This is a genomic window from Pacificoceanicola algae, from assembly GCF_049341065.1.
In the GTDB taxonomy this organism is placed as follows: Bacteria; Pseudomonadota; Alphaproteobacteria; order Rhodobacterales; family Rhodobacteraceae; genus Pacificoceanicola.
In genome coordinates this window covers 1-16,390 of sequence record NZ_JBMPIX010000019.1, presented here as the reverse complement: position 1 = coordinate 16,390, position 16,390 = coordinate 1, and the positions used below count along the sequence as shown (strand labels likewise).

At 60.9% G+C, this 16,390-nt stretch carries 20 protein-coding genes and 1 tRNA gene; 13 read left to right on the top strand and 8 right to left on the bottom strand.

From position 1 onward, the window contains the following. Positions 1-49: 49 nt before the first annotated feature. Both ACOYQJ_RS20095 and ACOYQJ_RS20090 read right to left on the bottom strand, forming a co-directional pair. Positions 50-544 (bottom strand): Hint domain-containing protein, encoded by a 495-nt coding sequence (locus tag ACOYQJ_RS20095; protein ID WP_422907794.1) that lies wholly within the window; start codon positions 542-544, stop codon positions 50-52. A gap of 202 nt (positions 545-746) precedes the next feature. Further along, on the bottom strand, positions 747-1,241 hold the full coding sequence (locus tag ACOYQJ_RS20090; RefSeq protein ID WP_422907793.1) for a Hint domain-containing protein: 495 nt from the start codon (positions 1,239-1,241) through the stop codon (positions 747-749). Between the two features lie 178 nt (positions 1,242-1,419). Here ACOYQJ_RS20090 and ACOYQJ_RS20085 point away from each other — a divergent pair. The 7 genes from ACOYQJ_RS20085 (at position 1,420) to ACOYQJ_RS20055 (ending at position 7,475) form a co-directional block, all read left to right on the top strand. Beyond that, a tRNA-Leu gene (locus ACOYQJ_RS20085) sits at positions 1,420-1,504 on the top strand. 156 nt (positions 1,505-1,660) lie between these two features. Beyond that, positions 1,661-2,566 carry an L-threonate dehydrogenase gene (gene ltnD, locus ACOYQJ_RS20080; RefSeq protein ID WP_422907792.1) on the top strand — a complete coding sequence of 302 codons (906 nt, stop codon included), beginning with the start codon at positions 1,661-1,663 and terminating at the stop codon, positions 2,564-2,566. Then, positions 2,563-3,801: a 3-oxo-tetronate kinase gene (otnK, locus tag ACOYQJ_RS20075; protein WP_422907791.1), complete on the top strand. Its 1,239-nt coding sequence runs from the start codon at positions 2,563-2,565 to the stop codon at positions 3,799-3,801. The genes ltnD and otnK overlap by 4 nt, the downstream gene beginning before the upstream one ends. Next, positions 3,798-4,445 carry a 3-oxo-tetronate 4-phosphate decarboxylase gene (gene otnC, locus ACOYQJ_RS20070; RefSeq protein WP_422907790.1) on the top strand — a complete coding sequence of 216 codons (648 nt, stop codon included), beginning with the start codon at positions 3,798-3,800 and terminating at the stop codon, positions 4,443-4,445. Before otnK ends, otnC begins: the two co-directional genes overlap by 4 nt. After that, positions 4,442-5,206 (top strand): hydroxypyruvate isomerase family protein, encoded by a 765-nt coding sequence (locus ACOYQJ_RS20065; protein WP_422907789.1) that lies wholly within the window; start codon positions 4,442-4,444, stop codon positions 5,204-5,206. The genes otnC and ACOYQJ_RS20065 overlap by 4 nt, the downstream gene beginning before the upstream one ends. A gap of 156 nt (positions 5,207-5,362) precedes the next feature. Beyond that, positions 5,363-6,694 (top strand): trigger factor, encoded by a 1,332-nt coding sequence (tig, locus tag ACOYQJ_RS20060; protein WP_422907788.1) that lies wholly within the window; start codon positions 5,363-5,365, stop codon positions 6,692-6,694. A 172-nt stretch (positions 6,695-6,866) separates the two neighbouring features. Further along, positions 6,867-7,475 (top strand): LysE family translocator, encoded by a 609-nt coding sequence (locus tag ACOYQJ_RS20055; RefSeq protein WP_422907787.1) that lies wholly within the window; start codon positions 6,867-6,869, stop codon positions 7,473-7,475. A gap of 284 nt (positions 7,476-7,759) precedes the next feature. Here the strand turns inward: ACOYQJ_RS20055 and ACOYQJ_RS20050 are convergent, their stop codons facing one another. From ACOYQJ_RS20050 to rpsF, 4 genes are all read right to left on the bottom strand, one after another. Further along, entirely contained in the window at positions 7,760-9,127 is a 1,368-nt protein-coding gene (locus ACOYQJ_RS20050; protein WP_422907786.1) for a methyl-accepting chemotaxis protein, read from the bottom strand. Between the two features lie 197 nt (positions 9,128-9,324). Continuing rightward, positions 9,325-9,948, bottom strand: a complete 624-nt coding sequence (gene rplI / locus ACOYQJ_RS20045) for a 50S ribosomal protein L9 (protein WP_422907785.1) — start codon at positions 9,946-9,948, stop codon at positions 9,325-9,327. A gap of 12 nt (positions 9,949-9,960) precedes the next feature. Continuing rightward, positions 9,961-10,188 (bottom strand): 30S ribosomal protein S18, encoded by a 228-nt coding sequence (gene rpsR / locus ACOYQJ_RS20040; RefSeq protein ID WP_008328567.1) that lies wholly within the window; start codon positions 10,186-10,188, stop codon positions 9,961-9,963. Between the two features lie 24 nt (positions 10,189-10,212). Further along, positions 10,213-10,605 carry a 30S ribosomal protein S6 gene (gene rpsF / locus ACOYQJ_RS20035; RefSeq protein WP_422907784.1) on the bottom strand — a complete coding sequence of 131 codons (393 nt, stop codon included), beginning with the start codon at positions 10,603-10,605 and terminating at the stop codon, positions 10,213-10,215. Between the two features lie 242 nt (positions 10,606-10,847). Here rpsF and ACOYQJ_RS20030 point away from each other — a divergent pair, with 242 nt between their 5' ends. The 3 genes from ACOYQJ_RS20030 to ACOYQJ_RS20020 all read left to right on the top strand — a co-directional run bounded on the left by ACOYQJ_RS20030 (position 10,848) and on the right by ACOYQJ_RS20020 (position 12,343). Further along, positions 10,848-11,084 (top strand): hypothetical protein, encoded by a 237-nt coding sequence (locus ACOYQJ_RS20030; protein WP_422907783.1) that lies wholly within the window; start codon positions 10,848-10,850, stop codon positions 11,082-11,084. 150 nt (positions 11,085-11,234) lie between these two features. Then, entirely contained in the window at positions 11,235-11,807 is a 573-nt protein-coding gene (locus tag ACOYQJ_RS20025) for a YceI family protein (RefSeq protein ID WP_422907782.1), read from the top strand. 173 nt (positions 11,808-11,980) lie between these two features. Beyond that, complete coding sequence (locus ACOYQJ_RS20020) at positions 11,981-12,343, top strand: hypothetical protein (RefSeq protein ID WP_422907781.1); 363 nt, start codon at positions 11,981-11,983, stop codon at positions 12,341-12,343. A gap of 60 nt (positions 12,344-12,403) precedes the next feature. On the opposite strand, the gene ACOYQJ_RS20015 is transcribed toward ACOYQJ_RS20020, so the two are convergent. Continuing rightward, entirely contained in the window at positions 12,404-13,603 is a 1,200-nt protein-coding gene (locus ACOYQJ_RS20015) for a cytochrome b/b6 domain-containing protein (RefSeq protein ID WP_422907780.1), read from the bottom strand. A 153-nt stretch (positions 13,604-13,756) separates the two neighbouring features. Here ACOYQJ_RS20015 and fabD point away from each other — a divergent pair, with 153 nt between their 5' ends. The 3 genes from fabD (at position 13,757) to ACOYQJ_RS20000 (ending at position 15,885) form a co-directional block, all read left to right on the top strand. After that, positions 13,757-14,695, top strand: a complete 939-nt coding sequence (fabD, locus tag ACOYQJ_RS20010) for an ACP S-malonyltransferase (protein WP_422907779.1) — start codon at positions 13,757-13,759, stop codon at positions 14,693-14,695. Positions 14,696-14,706: 11 nt separating this feature from the next. Further along, positions 14,707-15,444 (top strand): 3-oxoacyl-ACP reductase FabG, encoded by a 738-nt coding sequence (gene fabG / locus ACOYQJ_RS20005; protein WP_422907778.1) that lies wholly within the window; start codon positions 14,707-14,709, stop codon positions 15,442-15,444. Positions 15,445-15,651: 207 nt separating this feature from the next. After that, complete coding sequence (locus ACOYQJ_RS20000) at positions 15,652-15,885, top strand: acyl carrier protein (protein WP_282299110.1); 234 nt, start codon at positions 15,652-15,654, stop codon at positions 15,883-15,885. 234 nt (positions 15,886-16,119) lie between these two features. Here the strand turns inward: ACOYQJ_RS20000 and ACOYQJ_RS19995 are convergent. After that, positions 16,120-16,390, bottom strand: a 271-nt coding sequence (locus tag ACOYQJ_RS19995) for a hypothetical protein (RefSeq protein ID WP_422907777.1), incomplete at its 5' end; no start/stop codon positions are given.

The window sequence follows — 16,390 nt, the reverse complement described above, 5'->3', positions numbered from 1 at the left end:
GGCGGACCGTGTGGTCCGCCCAGCTGAACAAGATCGCAGTTTTTTGAGGTCAGGCGGTCAGCTCTGACTTTGCCGAGGCCACTTCCAGACCGTCTGCGTAAAGAATGTGGGGGGCGTCGAAGATCAGTTCGACGACTTCAACCTCGCGCGTGCCGATGTCGCGGATGAATTCGCCATCCACAAGGCGCGAGGCCGGAACCAGAGCCTGCGATGCGCCGAACAGCGCTTCGGCGCGCCAGTCGCGGATCAGGATTTCCTGTGCGGCGGGCAGGACAGCGTCACGGTCCGGGCGGGTGTTGCCCAGCGAGCCAGCCTTGATGGCCACGGTTTTCATCTGGACCTTGGTGCGACGCACCTGGCGGACGATGGCGATGCCGCTGTCGCGGGTGATGACCTTGTCGCCCTCGGCGATGAATTCGACCGGCAGGGCGCCGTCCAGCGTCAGCACCACGGTGCCGGCGGTCAGCGCGTTGCGCCCATCCTCGGCCGCGAGGTGGCGGGCTTCGAGGGTCTTGGCCGGTTTTTCAAGCGCTTGGAGGTTCATTTTTGTCGTTCCTGTCATCTTGTCTGCCTCTTTTTTTGATCAAGGATTAAGGCAGGAATGTGCCCAAGTCGCGTCGATTTCTGGTGCCATACCGGAAAAACTCCTCCATTGAGTCTTTCCGGCCATAGTTGAGGCAGCCCCCTAAACGCAAAAGGCGGACCGTGTGGTCCGCCCAGCTGAACAAGATCGCAGTTTTTTGAGGTCAGGCGGTCAGCTCTGACTTTGCCGAGGCCACTTCCAGACCGTCTGCGTAAAGAATGTGGGGGGCGTCGAAGATCAGTTCGACGACTTCAACCTCGCGCGTGCCGATGTCGCGGATGTATTCGCCATCCACAAGGCGCGAAGCCGGGACCAAGGCTTGCGATGCGCCGAACAGCGCTTCGGCGCGCCAGTCGCGGATCAGGATTTCCTGTGCGGCGGGCAGGACAGCGTCGCGATCCGGGCGGGTGTTGCCCAGCGAGCCAGCCTTGATGGCCACGGTTTTCATCTGGACCTTTGTGCGACGCACCTGGCGGACGATGGCGATGCCGCTGTCGCGGGTGATGACCTTGTCGCCCTCGGCGATGAATTCGACCGGCAGGGCGCCGTCCAGCGTCAGCACCACGGTGCCGGCGGTCAGCGCGTTGCGCCCATCCTCGGCCGCGACGTGGCGGGCTTCGAGGGTCTTGGAAGCGTGCTCAAGGGGCTGAAGGTCCATGGTCGATCATCCTGTCATCTTGTCTGTGCCCTTATTTCCGCCCAAATGTGGCAAGAATGCGTAAAAGCGGCGTCCATTCTGGGAATTCGATGACTTCAATTTGTACCGAATTTTCCTCTCGCGCTTATGCAAATGCTTTGCTAGATAGCGTCCTGCCCGGTGGTTTTCCGGGCCGGATGCGGGTGTGGCGAAATTGGTAGACGCACCAGATTTAGGTTCTGGCGCCGCAAGGCGTGGGGGTTCAAGTCCCTCCACCCGCACCATTTTTTCAAAATTCGGATGATACGGCCGATCGACTTGGCCTGCGGTCTTGGTCTTGGGCGATGTTGCGCATGATTGACTCGCCCGGTAATTCTTCGCACTGAGAACGTTAACAATCGCCGCCAGTTTGCCGCGAATAGAATGAAAAGGATTGTGACGTGACCGCTGACACAAAGACCGCAGTGATTGGCCTTGGCTCCATGGGGTATGGCATGGCTTCGTCCTGCCTGAAGGCCGGATTGCCGACCCATGGCTTTGACGTGAATCCCGCCGCCGAAGCGCGTTTTACCAGCGACGGCGGTGCGGCGGGCGGGCTGAGCGAGGTTGCCGCAGGTCTGGATGTGGTGGTCGTTGTGGTGCTGAATGCGGCGCAGACCGAAGATGTCCTCTTTGGGGCGGCGGGCGTGGTCTCGCAGCTGCGCAAGGGGGCAGCCGTCATGGCCTGCGCCACCGTTCCGCCGGACTTCGCCCGGTCGATGGAGGCACGCTGCGCCGAGCAGGGTGTGCTTTATCTGGACGCGCCGATTTCGGGTGGTTCGATCAAGGCAGCAAACGGGCAACTGTCGGTCATGGCCTCGGGCACAGCCGAAGCCTTTGCCGCCGCGCGCCCGGTGCTTGAAGCCACCGCCGAGACGGTGTTCGAACTGGGAGACAGCGCCGGGGCGGGCAGCGCCATGAAGGCGGTGAATCAGCTTTTGGCCGGTGTGCACATCGCTGCCATGGCCGAGGCGCTGACCTTTGGCATGACCCAGGGGGTCGCCCCCGAGCAGTTCGTCGAAGTCATCAGCAAATGCGCCGGTACGTCCTGGATGCTGGAGAACCGCGCGCCGCATATCGTGGCGGGCGATTACACGCCGCATTCCTCGGTCAATATCTGGCCCAAGGATCTGGGCATCGTGCTGGACATCGCCAAATCCGCGAAATTCGGCGCGCCGATCACTGCCGCGGCCATGCAGCAATACCTTGCGGCGCAGGGCATGGGGCTGGGCGGCGAGGATGACGCCGCCGTGGCCAAGGTTTATGCACGCAATTCGGGGATCACCTTGCCGGGAGATGACGCATGAAACTGGGCTGCATTGGAGACGATTTCACGGGGTCTTCTGATCTGGCCAACACGCTGGCCAAGGGCGGCATGAAGACGGTGCAATATACCGGCGTGCCGGAAGGCCCCGCCAGCAATGATGTGCAGGCCGGTGTGGTGGCGCTGAAATCGCGCTCCATTGATCCGGGCGAGGCGGTCGCACAATCGCTTACCGCCTTGGAGTGGCTAAGGGCGCAGGGGTGCGAGCAGATCTTTTTCAAATATTGCTCGACCTTCGATTCCACCCCGAAGGGCAATATCGGTCCGGTGGCCGAGGCTTTGGCCAAGGCGCTGAACGCCTATCAGGTCATCGTATGTCCGGCTTTTCCGGGCACCGGGCGCTCGGTCTATCAGGGGCATTTGTTCGTCAAGGACCAGCTTTTGAACGAAAGCGGGATGCAGAACCATCCGTTGACGCCGATGACCGACCCGGACCTGCGCCGTTGGCTGGCGCCGCAGACAAGCTTCAAGGTCGGCCATGTAGCGGCCAGTGATGTCTTTGCCGGGGCCGAGGCGATTGCCAACGCGTTGAACGCGCAGCATGCGGCGGGCAAGCGGCTGATCGTGGTGGATGCCATTCGCGACGAAGACCTGATCGAGATTGGCCGCGCCGCGAACGGTTTGCCCTTGATCACCGGTGGTTCGGGCGTGGCGCTTGGGCTGCCGGCGAATTTCGGCTGCAGCGCGCAGGCGGTGCCGTGGCAGGGGCAGGCGGGGCGCGCCGTGGCACTGTCCGGATCCTGTTCGATCGCGACGCGCGCTCAAGTAAACTTGCACAAAAAGACCAACCCCAGCCGCGAGATCATAGCCGCCGATGTGATCGAAAAACGGCTTTCCGCGCTTGAGATTGCCGATTGGGCGATGGGCGCCGATGGGCTGCCGCTGGTCTACAGTTCCGCCGATCCCGAGGTGGTCAAAGACGTGCAGGCGCGTTTTGGCCGCGAAACGGCGTCCGAAGCGCTGGAAGGCTTTTTTGCCGAAGTGGCGCGCCTGTGCGTCGCTGGCGGCGCGACACGGGTGATCACCGCGGGGGGCGAAACCTCTGGCGCGATCGTCGAGGGGTTGGCGCTCGACAGGCTCGAGATTGGCCCCGAAATCGACCCGGGCGTGCCGGCCCTGCGCGCCCGGCCCGATCTGGTTGTGGCACTGAAATCCGGCAATTTCGGCGCCGAGGATTTCTTTGCCAAGGCGAACAAGCAACTGTCAGGTGCCGCATGAGCGAGGCGGCGCTGCGCGAACAGATTTGCCTGCTGGCCAAGTCATTGTTCGACCGGCGGCTGACGCACGGCAGCACCGGCAATATCTCGGCCCGGACCGAGGACGGAGGGCTGCTGGTCTCGCCCACGGGCACCAGCTTTGGCCGTCTTGATCCGGCGCGCCTGTCGCGCTTTGACGCCTCGGGGCGGTTGATCTCTGGCGACAAGCCGACCAAGGAAATGCCGCTGCATTCGGCGTTTTACGACACGCGCAGCACGGCGGGGGCAGTTGTGCATCTGCATTCATGCCACTCGGTCGCCATGTCGATGCTGCCGGATGTCGATGAAGACAACTTTTTGCCGCCGCTGACGCCCTATGCCTTGATGAAGCTTGGCAAGGTCAAGCTGCTGCCCTTCTTTTTGCCGGGCGATCCAGCCATGGGCGAGGCGGTGCGCGGGCTGGCGGGCAAACGCACGGCGGTGATGCTGGCCAACCACGGGCCGGTGGTGGCGGGCAAGGATGTCGAGGCCGCCTGCAACGCGGTAGAAGAGCTTGAAGAAACCGCCAAGCTGGCGATGCTGTTGCGCGGCACGCAGGCGCGGGCGTTGACGGCTGAGCAAATTCAGGCCGTCGTGACCGAATTCAACGTGGAGTGGGACGTATGACGCAGTTTTCCGCCAACCTCGGCTTTCTCTGGCAGGATATGAGCCTGCCCGAAGCCATTCGCGCCGCCAAATCCGCAGGCTTTGCGGCGGTGGAGTGTCATTGGCCTTATGAAACACCGGCGGAACAGACAAAGGCCGCGCTGGACGACACCGGGCTTAAGATGCTCGGGATCAACACGGTGCGCGGCAATCCCGGAGAGAACGGTCTTGCCGCGCTGCCGGGGCGGCAGGCCGAGGCCCGCGCGGCGATTGATCAGGCGCTGGAGTATGCCGCGCAGATCGGGGCAGGGGCGGTGCACGTCATGGCCGGATTTGCCTCGGGGCCGGAAGCGGCGCAAACCTTTGCGGAAAATTTGTCTCATGCGGCAGGTGCCGCTGCCGCGCTGGGGATCACCATCCTGATCGAGCCGCTGAATCGGCACGACGCGCCGGGTTATTTCCTTCAGACAACGGATCAGGCGCGCCAGATCATCACCGAGGTCGGCGCGCCGAACCTCAAGCTGATGTTCGACTGCTACCACATCGGCCGCACCGAAGGCGACATCACCACCCGCTTTGCGGATCTGCGGGATATCGTTGGCCACGTCCAGTTTGCCTCGGTCCCTGATCGCGGCCGTCCCGATCAGGGCGAGCTGAACTATGCCATGATCTTTGCCGATCTGGCGGCCAAGGGCTGGTCGGTGCCGCTTGGCGCCGAGTACAAACCCAACGGCCCAACAGCCGAGTCGCTGGGCTGGATGGCGCCCTTATCCAAGGTCTGATCCGCCAATCACCGGCTTATTCCCCCGGATGGGGCAGGAACATGCCCAATCCCCCCACGATTCACCTTGCGCCACATGGCCTCGGTGCTTAGAAGAACGCAGATTTTGAACAGGGGCGACCGCAATTCCTGCGGGCCCGAGCCGAAGAGGAATACCATGCAGGTCACCGAGACGCTGAACGAAGGTTTGAAGCGCGCCTACGCGATCACTGTCACGGCCGCCGAGCTTGACGAGAAGGTCAACGAAAAGCTGGCCGAAGCTCAGCCCGAAATCGAGATGAAGGGCTTTCGCAAGGGCAAGGTGCCGATGCCGCTGCTGAAAAAGCAGTTTGGCCCGCGCCTGCTGGGCGAGTCGATGCAAGAGGCCATCGACGGCGCCATGAACAAGCATTTTGAAGACAGCGGCGACCGTCCCGCGCTGCAGCCCGACGTCAAGATGACGGACGAGGACTGGAAAGAAGGCGACGACATCAATGTCGTGATGTCCTACGAGGCGCTGCCCGAGGTCCCCGAAGTCGATTTTTCCGTCATCAAGATCGAAAAGCTGGTGGCCAAGGCCGACGACGCGTCGGTTGACGAAGCGCTGGCGAACCTTGCCGAAACCGCGCAGGACTTCAAAGATCGCAAGAAAGGCTCCAAGGCCAAGGACGGCGATCAGATCGTGATCGACTTCGTTGGCAAGGTCGACGGCGAAGCCTTTGAAGGCGGCGCTGCCGAGGATTACCCGCTGACGCTGGGCTCCGGCTCGTTCATCCCCGGCTTCGAAGAGCAGCTGGTTGGCGTGAAGGCAGGCGAAGAAAAGGCCGTTGAGGTCAAGTTCCCCGAGGAATACGGCGCCGAGAATCTGGCCGGCAAGGACGCTGTCTTTGACGTGACCGTGAAGGCCGTCAAAGAACCCGTCGCCGCCGAGATCAACGACGAGCTGGCGCAGAAATTCGGCGCCGAGGATCTCGAAGCGCTGAAAGGCCAGATCCGTGAGCGTCTGGAAGCCGAATACGCTGGCGCTGCACGCGCGGTGATGAAGCGCACCCTGCTCGACGAGCTGGACGGCCTTGTGTCCTTTGATCTGCCCCCCTCGCTGGTTGAGGCCGAGGCCAAGCAGATTGCACACCAGCTGTACCACGAAGAGCACCCGGAAGATCACGGCCACGACCACGGCGAGATGGAGCCGACGGACGAGCACAACAAGCTGGCCGAGCGCCGCGTACGTCTTGGCCTGCTGCTGGCCGAACTGGGCCAGAAGGCCGAGGTCGAGGTCTCTGATTCCGAGATGACTCAGGCGATCATGAATCAGGCGCGTCAGTACCCGGGTCAAGAACGTGCCTTCTTTGATTATGTCCGTCAGAACCCGCAGATGCAGCAGCAGCTGCGCGCGCCGATCTTCGAAGATAAGGTCATCGACCACATTGTCGAGGGCGCTCAGGTGACTGAGAAAGAGGTCTCCAAGGACGATCTTCAAAAGGCCGTCGAGGCGCTCGACGAAGAATAATCCCGCCGCATGGCAGGGCAGGGGCCGCTCCTTTCGGGAGCGGCCTTTTTTGGTTTGGCACCCGGTCGGGTACTAGGGGCTGACGGCGCGCATGTGACCTGTCCAAAGGATGGTGGACGTCGTTGACTTTTGGGTAGGCCGCGAAAATACTGCCCCCAAATGGGACAGCATTATGTCGATTGAATTCTTTCTGACGTCGTTGGTCGTTGTTTTGATGCCCGGCACCGGGGTCATTTACACGCTATCCGTGGGTTTGGGGCGAGGTTTCAAGGCCAGTATCGCGGCTGCCGTCGGATGTACCTTTGGTACCGTTCCCGCCGCCGTTGCGAGCATCATTGGGCTGGCCGCTCTTTTGCACACCAGCGCACTGGCGTTTCAGGCTATCAAATTTCTTGGTGTGATTTATCTTTTCTACATGGCCTGGAGCATTTTGAAGGATGGCGGAGCCATGGATGTCAGAGAAGAGAGGAGCCCGCAAAGCTACTCGAAGATTGCCGTCACCGGCACGTTGATCAACGTATTGAACCCCAAACTGTCGCTGTTTTTCCTGGCGTTCCTGCCGCAATTCACGTCGGCGAACTCCGCGAATGTCACCAATGAATTGGCTGTGCTTGCGATCGCCTTCATGGTCATGACGTTTATCGTGTTTGTTGGTTACGGCGCCTTCGCTGCAAGTGCTCGCGAGTACATCATCAAGCGTCCCAATGTAATGAAATGGATCAAGACGTGTTTCGCCGGGGCCTTTGGTTTTCTGGGGCTCAAACTGGCGATGGCGGATTGAGGCAGGGTCAGTTTCAGGCGGCCAATTCAGTCGGGCTGCGGTTGGCAGGTCGACGCGGGTCAGAAAAACCGCAAATCCCCAAGTCTTTGGTGCGCGACGCGTTTTCGGGGCATGGGCAATCACCAATGCCTCAAGAACCCTCGCAACTCTGTCGATATGACAAAAGCCGTCCGTCATGAGAGGCGCGGCGCGCTCGGCTGAATTGATTCCTGCCATGTCGATCGCCCCGGCACTTCGGGGGATCAATCATGTCGAACGGCTGTTAAAGGCGACAGCGCGACCCGTCAGAAGACCTGTGCGATTGTTCCGCCCTCGGTCGCACCGCTTTTCCACGCGCTCATCGCCATGCCGCCTGAGGTGCGGAAATTTGCGACCTGAGTGAACAGGGCATCGGTATCGGCAGCCAGAGATTTGCTGATTGCCGTCGTTTCAAGCACCATAGAAGCATTGCGCTGGGTGACATGGTCCAACTCGGCCACGGCGGTGTTGATCTGTGCCAGCGTGGCGGATTGTTCCGTCAGGCCACCGGCGATATTCTTGATGTTGTCCGTGATTGTGCCCACCCCATCGAAAATTGTGCTGAGTTCGGTGTTCGCGCGCTCCACCAGATCGACCCCGGCCGCGACGTGTTGCGAGCTTTCGGTGATCAGGGATTTGATGTCGCGCGCCGAATCCGCCGAGCGCTGTGCGAGCGCCCGGACTTCCGATGCGACCACGGCAAAGCCGCGCCCGGCATCGCCCGCGCGGGCCGCTTCGACACCGGCATTCAGCGACAGAAGGTTGGTCTGAAAGGCAAGGTCTTCGATCACGGTGATGATTTGCGAAATCTGCCCTGAAGATTTTTCGATAAGGCCCATGGCGTCGATGACGTCGCTGACAACCTGTCCGCCCTCCTTGGCGGCGTCCCGGGTGCGGGTGGCGATGTCGTCCACATTGCGGGCGTTGTCGGCCGCAGCAGAGGCGCTCGAGGTCAGTTGTTCGACGGCGGCGGCGGTTTGCTCCAGCGTTGCAGCCTGCGTTTCGGTCCGCGATGACAGGTTGTTGGCCGCATCATTGACTTTGATTCCACTCGTGTGGATCGCGGAACTTGCCGTCTTGACCTCTGAAACCATGGTTTCCAATTGATTGGCAGCAGAGTTGAAGGCATCGCAAATTTGGTCGATGTCCGGTTGCGATGTGCTTGGCACGCGGTGGGTCAGGTTGCCCATTCTCAATTCTTCAAGCCCTTCGGCGATCGATGCGATCGCTTCGCGGCGCTCGGTCACATTGGTCGCAATCTTGATGACCTCTGTGACTTGCTTATTGGCGTCCCGGATTGGCGCATAGGTGGCTTGTATCCAAACTGTTGAGCCATTTTTATGCAGGCGTGGTAATTGATCGGTAAAGACCTTTCCAGAGCGCAGAGAATCCCAAAAGTCCTGGTAATCCCGGCTTTCGCGATAGGTCGGGTCAATGAACATGGCATGTTTGTTGCCGAGAATGTCCTCAGCCGTGTACCCCAGCGCATCGAGAAAATTCTGGTTGGCGTCCAGAATAGTGCCATCGCTTTTGAAGCGGATTACGGCCTGGGTATCTTGCACCATCTTGATCAGAGAAAGGTCGGCTTGGGTTGCGTGATTTTCTTCCCGTCCGGGTCTTTGAAAAAGTCTCATGCAGTTCTCCGCAGACTGAACAATGTGAATTGGTAATGAGCAATAGGTTAAACTTCTCACCAATTCCCTAACCATGTTCAGAAAGACAAAAGCCACCACGGCAGGGGCATCAGGGACAGCGGATCCCGGTTTCGCAAAAGAAAACCGCCGCGCTGTTGCCAGCGCGGCGGCTCATTCTCAGAAATCCTGTTAAGGACTTAGGCGTTTTCGTCGTCCGACTCGCCACGACCCTCGGGGGTCTCGACCAGATCGGAATCTTCGTCAGCGGCGGCGCCGATATCGTCAAACAGTTCCGAAATCTCGAATTCTGCCTGCGCTTCTTCTTCTGCAGCCAGTTCCTGAATGGACTTGCCGGAAGCTTGCAGCTCGGCCTCTTCGGGCGAGCGTGCAACGTTCAGCGCGATGGTCACCATGACTTCGGGGTGCAGGTGCACCTCGACTTCGTGCAAGCCCAAGATCTTGATGGGCTGGCGAATGATGATCTGCTTGCGATCGACCGAGAAACCTTCTTCGGTGGCCACGTCGGCGGCGTCACGTGTGGTGACCGAGCCGTAGAGGTTGCCGCCGTCAGAGGCCTGACGAATCACGATGAACTGCTGGCCGCCAAGACGCTCGGCCAGGGCCTCTGCTTCTTTCTTGGTTTCCAGGTTGCGTGCTTCAAGCTGGGCTTTCTGATCTTCGAAGGAAGCGATGTTCTCTTTCGAAGCGGTCAGTGCCTTGCCCTGCAGCAGCAGGTAGTTGCGGGCGAAACCGGGCTTGACGTCGACGACGTCGCCCATCTGGCCAAGCTTGGCCACGCGTTCCAGAAGGATAACTTGCATGTCAGTCTCTCCTTACTTCACGGCATAGGGCAGAAGGGCGAGGAAGCGGGCGCGCTTGATTGCGCGGGCCAGCTCACGCTGCTTCTTGGCCGATACGGCGGTGATCCGGCTGGGGACGATCTTGCCACGCTCTGAGATGTAGCGTTGCAGGAGCTTGGTGTCCTTGTAGTCGATCTTGGGTGCATTGTCGCCCGAGAAGGGGCAGACCTTGCGGCGGCGGAAAAACGGTTTTGCAGCCATGGTTTAACTCCTCTTCTTCAGGGATCAGTTGCGACGTTCGCGGCGTTCGCCACGATCACCACGGTCGCCGCGATCACCACGGTCCCCGCGCTCGTCACGCTTTTGCATCTGAACGGACGGGCCTTCGGCGTGCTCGTCGACCTTGATGGTCAGAATACGCATGACGTCGTCGTGCAGAGCCATCAGACGCTCCATTTCCTGAACCGCTGCGCTGGGGGCGTCGGTCTTCAGGAAGGCGTAGTGGCCTTTGCGGTTTTTGTTGATCTTGTAGGCCATGGTCTTCACGCCCCAATACTCGGAATCGACGACTTTGCCGCCGTTGTCCGTGAGTACAGTGCTGAAGTGTTCGACAAGGCCTTCGGCCTGCGCGTTGGACAAGTCCTGACGCGCGATCATAACATGCTCATACAGCGGCATGTGGTCTCCGTTTCTTCTATCAAGGCGCATTTCATAGGACCGAGTGTCCCTTTCGCCCCGGCCCACGAGAGACTGCGCGGTTCAAGCAAATCAGCGAAAGGTCGCGCCTCTATACACGCTTTGCCCTGCGGCGCAAGGGCGTGAGCGCGGTTCCGCCCGAACAAAGCATTTCCCATTTGGCGCCGCATTGCTGTCCCAATCGGTGACGATTCTAGTCAAAACGAACGAACAGGAGAGCAGCCATGAGCGCCGTCACTACCCTAATGTCCCGCCGCGTCCCGACTGAGGTGCCGTTTGCGGGGGTTTTGATGGCCCTGGTCTTTGGCTTCATCGGCAGCACTCTTTGTATTTCGGCCTTTGGTCTGTGGTTGGTCCCGGGAACGGCGGAAATGCCGGGGATCTCGCTGATGAAGGTGGGCCTGTCGGTGTTCATGCTGATCGGCGGCATGTGCTTTCTTGTCATGGCGCGGCAAAAATAACGGCCCTTGGGGCGGGGCGATTGCGTCAAGGGGGCTGACCAATCCGCTGCGTTCGCGAACACACAGACCTTGCGCGCCCGCGCGGGATTGAGCAACCGGGCATTCTGACCGACATCTGCACCATCAAGAAACACAACCAATGGTGCTGAAATGAAATCGTTTTTCCTTGCCGCCGCGCTTGCCGCCGCAACCCCTCTGGCCGCTTCCGAGTCCGCCTCTTACGTGCTGGACCCAAGCCACAGCCAGATCGTCTTTACCTACAACCACCTCGGCTATTCGACGTCTTACGGGATGTTCTCGGGCTTCGAGGGGCAAATTTCATGGGACAAACAGACGCCCGCCAACTCCAGCGTGACGGTTGAATTCCCCGTGCGCTCGATGCTGACCGGCTGGGAAGCCCGCTTTGATCACTTCATGTCCGGCGATTTCTTTGATGCCGCCGATGACGAGAAAGTGACCTTCTCCTCGACCGCGATTGAAGTGACCGGCGAAAACACAGCCAATATCACCGGTGATCTGACGCTGAACGGCGTGACCAAGCCGGTGACGCTTGCCGCCAAGCTGAACCAGGAAATGGATCACCCGATGGAGGGCAAGCCCTGGGCCGGTTTTGACGCCACCGCGACGCTTGTACGCTCGGACTTTGGGCTGGGCGCTTTTGCACCCTACGTCAGCGATGAAGTGCAGCTGATGATTTCCGTCGAAGCGATGCAAGCGAACTGAACATCCCTTTCGGCTTTGCCTTACGGCGCCCTCGGAGCAATCCGGGGGCGTTTGTGCTTTGTTAATCCTCTTTCACTGAATGGCCCAATGCTGGCCCAATTTGCGACAGCAACCTTAAGTAGTGTTAAGGGGAATCACGCAGGCATCACAAGTTGCATAAAGGGGCACTCCAAATGAACGTCGATTTTCCAAAGGCCAAGCAGGATCACCATGACTGGCGTCTGATTGACCCACGCTTCATCCAGCAGGCCAGTCCCAAGACTTTCCTGTTGCCTGATCCCGAACAAATCGGCGCGCTGCAACAGGGCGATCATGTGCGGCTGATGTTTGAAGAGGTCACTGCCGACAACGATGGCGGGGTCGAAAGGCTATGGGTGGTCTTTGACCGGCACGAGGGCGGGCAGTGCCATGGGCACCTGCTGTCTGCGCCCTTTGGCTTTCGCGGGCTGAAACCGGGCGATCCGATCACGTTCGACGGCCATCACGTTCTGGCGCTGTCGGATAGGCAGCTTGAAGGCAGCCGAGGCGCTGCCTAGGGAAAAACCGGGGTTGTCGATATTTGCGGGGCAGCAAAACGGCCCCGCAAGCTGGACCCGTCAGGGGGCCGGGCGCACGGCGGTCAGTTCAAAATCGACGCGGACCTCAAAGCCCAATTGCCCGGCATCTGTCATCGTTTCACCGATCCCAAAGGCACGCCGATCCAGCGTGCCATAGCCCTTGGCCTGTGCGGTATCGCCGTCGATCTGCAGTTCGAACAGCAGGGTCAAAGGCACCTCTGCGCCGCGCAGGCTCAGGCTTCCGCGTGCCTCGAAGAGCTCGCTGACCGCATAAATCTCGCCCTGGAAACGGGCGGTCGGAAAACTTTCCGCGTCAAAGAAGTCCGGCCCCATGGCCTGCGCCGTGACCGAACCAAGCGTCAGCGAGGGGATCGACACATCCACCGAAACATCGCCTTGCGGGGCGGGGGCGGTAGGGTCATCAAAGCGGATCGCGGCCTGCCAATCGGCGAACTGGCCGGTGACCGCCTTGCCGAATTGCTGAATGGTGATCGACAGGCTGCCGTCCTGCACCGTCCAGTCGCTGGCGACCTGTTCCAGGGCCGGACCCTTGGGGGCCTCTTCATGGGCAAAGCTGCCCAAGCCTGCGCCAAGACCGATCGCACCGCCCCAGACCGCCAGCGCCGCGACAACGGCCATGGCATGGCGATGTGTTACCGAAGGGTCTCCGGCCTCGGTCTGTCCGGGCAGTATCCGGCGCAGCGTGGCATCGCGGTCAATCACGTGATGTTTGAGCGCTCCGGCGACGTGCAAGATGATCGAGACAACCAACACCTTTTCAAAGATCCGGTGCAGTGCGCCAAAGACCTCGGCCAGCGCCGGGCTGTCGGGGACAAAGGGCAGGCCCTGATCAAAGGGCCAGAGGATCGGGGCAAAGCCGGTGGTGGCGGCGTGGTGCAGCCAGCCTGAAAGCGGCACGATCACCAGCGAGCCATAAAGCAGCCAGTGCACGGTTTCTGCGAGCCATGTCTCAATCCGCCGCTCGGCGTGCAACGGTGCGGGTTTGGGCTGTGTGATGGCCCAGAGGATGCGGATCACCGCGAGAAAAAACAGCGTCACGCCGATGGTCTTGTGGACGGAAAACAGCTGGGCTTTCCAGGCCAGTGTCTCGGCCGTTTCAAAGGGCGCATCAGTCGCAATGATGCCCAGCGGGATCATCGTCAGAATACCCAAGGCCGTGGCCCAATGCAGCGCTTTGCTGAGGCTTCCAAAACGGGTGGCGGTGTTGGTCAGCGGCATCTGCGGCTCCTGCTCTTTGACGGGGTTCAGATAACAGGTGCCTCGGGGCCCGCAATCTTCATCTGCGCACATTCCCCGTGCGGGCGCATTGCGCGTGAGGGCGCAGGCCTGTAATGCCTTAACTCAATAGAATTACGCGGAGGGTAGAGCGTTATGAGCCGAGCATTCATTTTCCCCGGACAGGGGGCGCAGACAATCGGAATGGGCCGCGATCTGGCCGAAGCCTATCCTGCGGCCAAAGCCGTGTTCGACGAAGTTGACGCCGCCTTGGGCGAAAAGCTGTCGACGCTGATCTGGGACGGCGAGATTGAAACCCTGACACTGACCGCCAACGCCCAGCCTGCGCTGATGGCGACATCGCTGGCCGCCATGCGCGCGCTTGAGGCGGAAGGCGTCGGAATCGAGGCCGCGGCCTATGTGGCGGGCCATTCGCTGGGCGAATACTCGGCGCTGACGGCGGCCGGGGCTTTGACGGTGGGCGATGCGGCGCGGCTGCTGCGGGCGCGCGGCGCGGCCATGCAGGCGGCGGTTCCGGTCGGGCAGGGTGCCATGGCGGCGATCCTCGGGCTGGATCTCGCCGCTGTGCGCCAAGTGGCTCAGGATGCCGCCCAAGGCGAGGTTTGCGCCGCTGCCAATGACAACGATCCGGCGCAGGTGGTGATTTCGGGGACCAAGGCCGCGGTTGAACGCGCCGTCGATCTGGCCAAAGAGGCAGGCGCCAAGCGGGCGCTTTTGTTGCCGGTCAGCGCGCCTTTCCACTGCGCCCTGATGGAACCTGCCGCCCGCGCCATGGCCGAGGCGCTGGACGATGTCGATATTCACACCCCCAAGGTGCCGCTGGTCGCCAATGTGCTGGCCGAGGCGGTGACAGATGTGACCACCATCCGTTCGCTTCTGGTCGATCAGGTTACCGGCTCGGTGCGCTGGCGCGAGTCGGTGGAATGGATGGCCCATCATGGCGTTGAGGAATTCTGGGAAATCGGTGCGGGCAAGGCCCTGTCCGGCATGGTGCGCCGTATCCACAAACCCGCCACCGTGCGCAATATTGGCACTGCGGCGGATGTGAAGGCCGCCGTCGAAGCTCTGGCATAAGGAAGACATAGATGTTCGATCTGACAGGAAAATGCGCGTTGATCACCGGCGCTTCGGGGGGCATTGGCGGCGAGATCGCCAAGGCCTTGCATGCCGCGGGGGCCACCGTCGGCCTTTCCGGCACCCGCGTCGAACCGCTGGAAGCACTGGCCGCCGAACTGGGCGAGCGCGCCCATGTTCTGCCCTGCAACCTGTCCGACGCAGAGGCTGTCAATGCGCTGCCCAAGCAGGCCGCCGAGGCCATGGGCGCGGTCGATATTCTGGTCAACAACGCCGGGATCACGCGCGACAACCTGTTCATGCGGATGTCGGACGACGAATGGTCCAGCGTGCTTGAGGTCAACCTGACCTCGACCTTCCGCCTGTGCAAAGGTGTGCTGCGCGGCATGATGAAATCGCGATGGGGCCGCATCGTGAACATCAGCTCGATTGTTGGCGCCACCGGCAACCCGGGGCAGGGCAACTATGCTGCGGCCAAGGCCGGGGTGATCGGCATGTCGAAGTCGCTGGCCTACGAGGTCGCGACGCGGGGAATCACGGTGAACGCTGTTGCGCCGGGCTTTATCGCCACCGCCATGACCGACAAGCTGACAGACGATCAGAAATCGGCGATCCTGACGCAGATCCCGTCGGGCCGCATGGGCACACCCGAAGAAATCGCGGCTGCGGTGCTGTATCTGGCCAGCTCCGAGGCCGGTTACGTGACCGGGACCACCTTGCATGTCAACGGCGGCATGGCCATGCTGTAGACCTTGCTGCGCGGCGGCGTTCACAAAGCATTTGCCAATGCGCCCGCGTATGCTATAGCGCCCCAGATTTTGGCCGAGGGGCGCAAACGCGTTTAAAGGCCAGAGCCGGGAGATTCCCGGTCAAAGCCGCCCGCAAGGGCACCGGATGCCACCCCCTCGGGGCGAGGGCGAAATGAGCCAAGAGGCTCGAACAAGTGAGGAAATGACATGAGCGACATCGCAGATCGCGTTAAGAAGATTGTGGTTGAGCACCTGAGCGTGGAAGAGGACAAGGTGACGGAAAGCGCCTCGTTCATCGACGACCTGGGCGCCGACAGCCTCGACACCGTCGAGCTGGTCATGGCCTTCGAAGAAGAGTTTGGCATCGAGATCCCGGACGACGCAGCCGAGACCATCCAGACCTTTGGCGACGCGGTAAAGTTCATCACCGAAGCGCAATAAGCGTTGTTGCCTGACTGTCTTTGAAACGGCGCCCCACGGGGCGCCGTTTTGCCTTTGTGAATGTGACGGCGGAGCGGCGCTTGTTCCTGCGGAACCTCGCCCCGCCCACCGTCCCGCAAAGTGGCATTTCGTGAAAGACGCAGTTCGCAATTCTTCAAGCATGGGCTGGTAGCAGCTGTGTTTCAGCCTTCCAGCTCTACTGGGGTGCCGTCTCAAGGCATTGGCAGGCCCAACTCAAATGAAGACGACGCCCAAGCGGCCAGCCCATTGGAAATATTGTTGTAAGGTCGCGCCGAGATCGCTGTGACGACCAGGCTTTGAGAATGTAAAGCTCGCAATGAATCTGTTCGGGGCGTTGGGGCGCGAACGTCGGCTCTGCGGGACCAAGTGTGAATTCGCTGCGGCTGCGCCAATGGCCGCAGTTGGTGGATTCCGTGGAAAAACACCCGTTCGCGAGTGCAGAATATCGACGGCTGAACATGGCGTGAGCGCCTTTCCTGTCAGG

Coding starts and splice junctions, on each gene's coding strand:
- tig (WP_422907788.1), top strand. CDS start 5,363: ATGCAGGTCACCGAGACGCTGAACGAAGGTTTGAAGCGCGCCTACGCG.
- ACOYQJ_RS20095 (WP_422907794.1), bottom strand. CDS start 544: ATGAACCTCCAAGCGCTTGAAAAACCGGCCAAGACCCTCGAAGCCCGC.
- ACOYQJ_RS20055 (WP_422907787.1), top strand. CDS start 6,867: ATGTCGATTGAATTCTTTCTGACGTCGTTGGTCGTTGTTTTGATGCCC.
- rpsR (WP_008328567.1), bottom strand. CDS start 10,188: ATGGCTGCAAAACCGTTTTTCCGCCGCCGCAAGGTCTGCCCCTTCTCG.
- ACOYQJ_RS20000 (WP_282299110.1), top strand. CDS start 15,652: ATGAGCGACATCGCAGATCGCGTTAAGAAGATTGTGGTTGAGCACCTG.
- ACOYQJ_RS20050 (WP_422907786.1), bottom strand. CDS start 9,127: ATGAGACTTTTTCAAAGACCCGGACGGGAAGAAAATCACGCAACCCAA.
- ACOYQJ_RS20065 (WP_422907789.1), top strand. CDS start 4,442: ATGACGCAGTTTTCCGCCAACCTCGGCTTTCTCTGGCAGGATATGAGC.
- ACOYQJ_RS20090 (WP_422907793.1), bottom strand. CDS start 1,241: ATGGACCTTCAGCCCCTTGAGCACGCTTCCAAGACCCTCGAAGCCCGC.
- rpsF (WP_422907784.1), bottom strand. CDS start 10,605: ATGCCGCTGTATGAGCATGTTATGATCGCGCGTCAGGACTTGTCCAAC.
- rplI (WP_422907785.1), bottom strand. CDS start 9,948: ATGCAAGTTATCCTTCTGGAACGCGTGGCCAAGCTTGGCCAGATGGGC.
- fabG (WP_422907778.1), top strand. CDS start 14,707: ATGTTCGATCTGACAGGAAAATGCGCGTTGATCACCGGCGCTTCGGGG.
- fabD (WP_422907779.1), top strand. CDS start 13,757: ATGAGCCGAGCATTCATTTTCCCCGGACAGGGGGCGCAGACAATCGGA.
- ACOYQJ_RS20015 (WP_422907780.1), bottom strand. CDS start 13,603: ATGCCGCTGACCAACACCGCCACCCGTTTTGGAAGCCTCAGCAAAGCG.
- otnK (WP_422907791.1), top strand. CDS start 2,563: ATGAAACTGGGCTGCATTGGAGACGATTTCACGGGGTCTTCTGATCTG.
- ACOYQJ_RS20030 (WP_422907783.1), top strand. CDS start 10,848: ATGAGCGCCGTCACTACCCTAATGTCCCGCCGCGTCCCGACTGAGGTG.
- ACOYQJ_RS20020 (WP_422907781.1), top strand. CDS start 11,981: ATGAACGTCGATTTTCCAAAGGCCAAGCAGGATCACCATGACTGGCGT.
- ACOYQJ_RS20025 (WP_422907782.1), top strand. CDS start 11,235: ATGAAATCGTTTTTCCTTGCCGCCGCGCTTGCCGCCGCAACCCCTCTG.
- otnC (WP_422907790.1), top strand. CDS start 3,798: ATGAGCGAGGCGGCGCTGCGCGAACAGATTTGCCTGCTGGCCAAGTCA.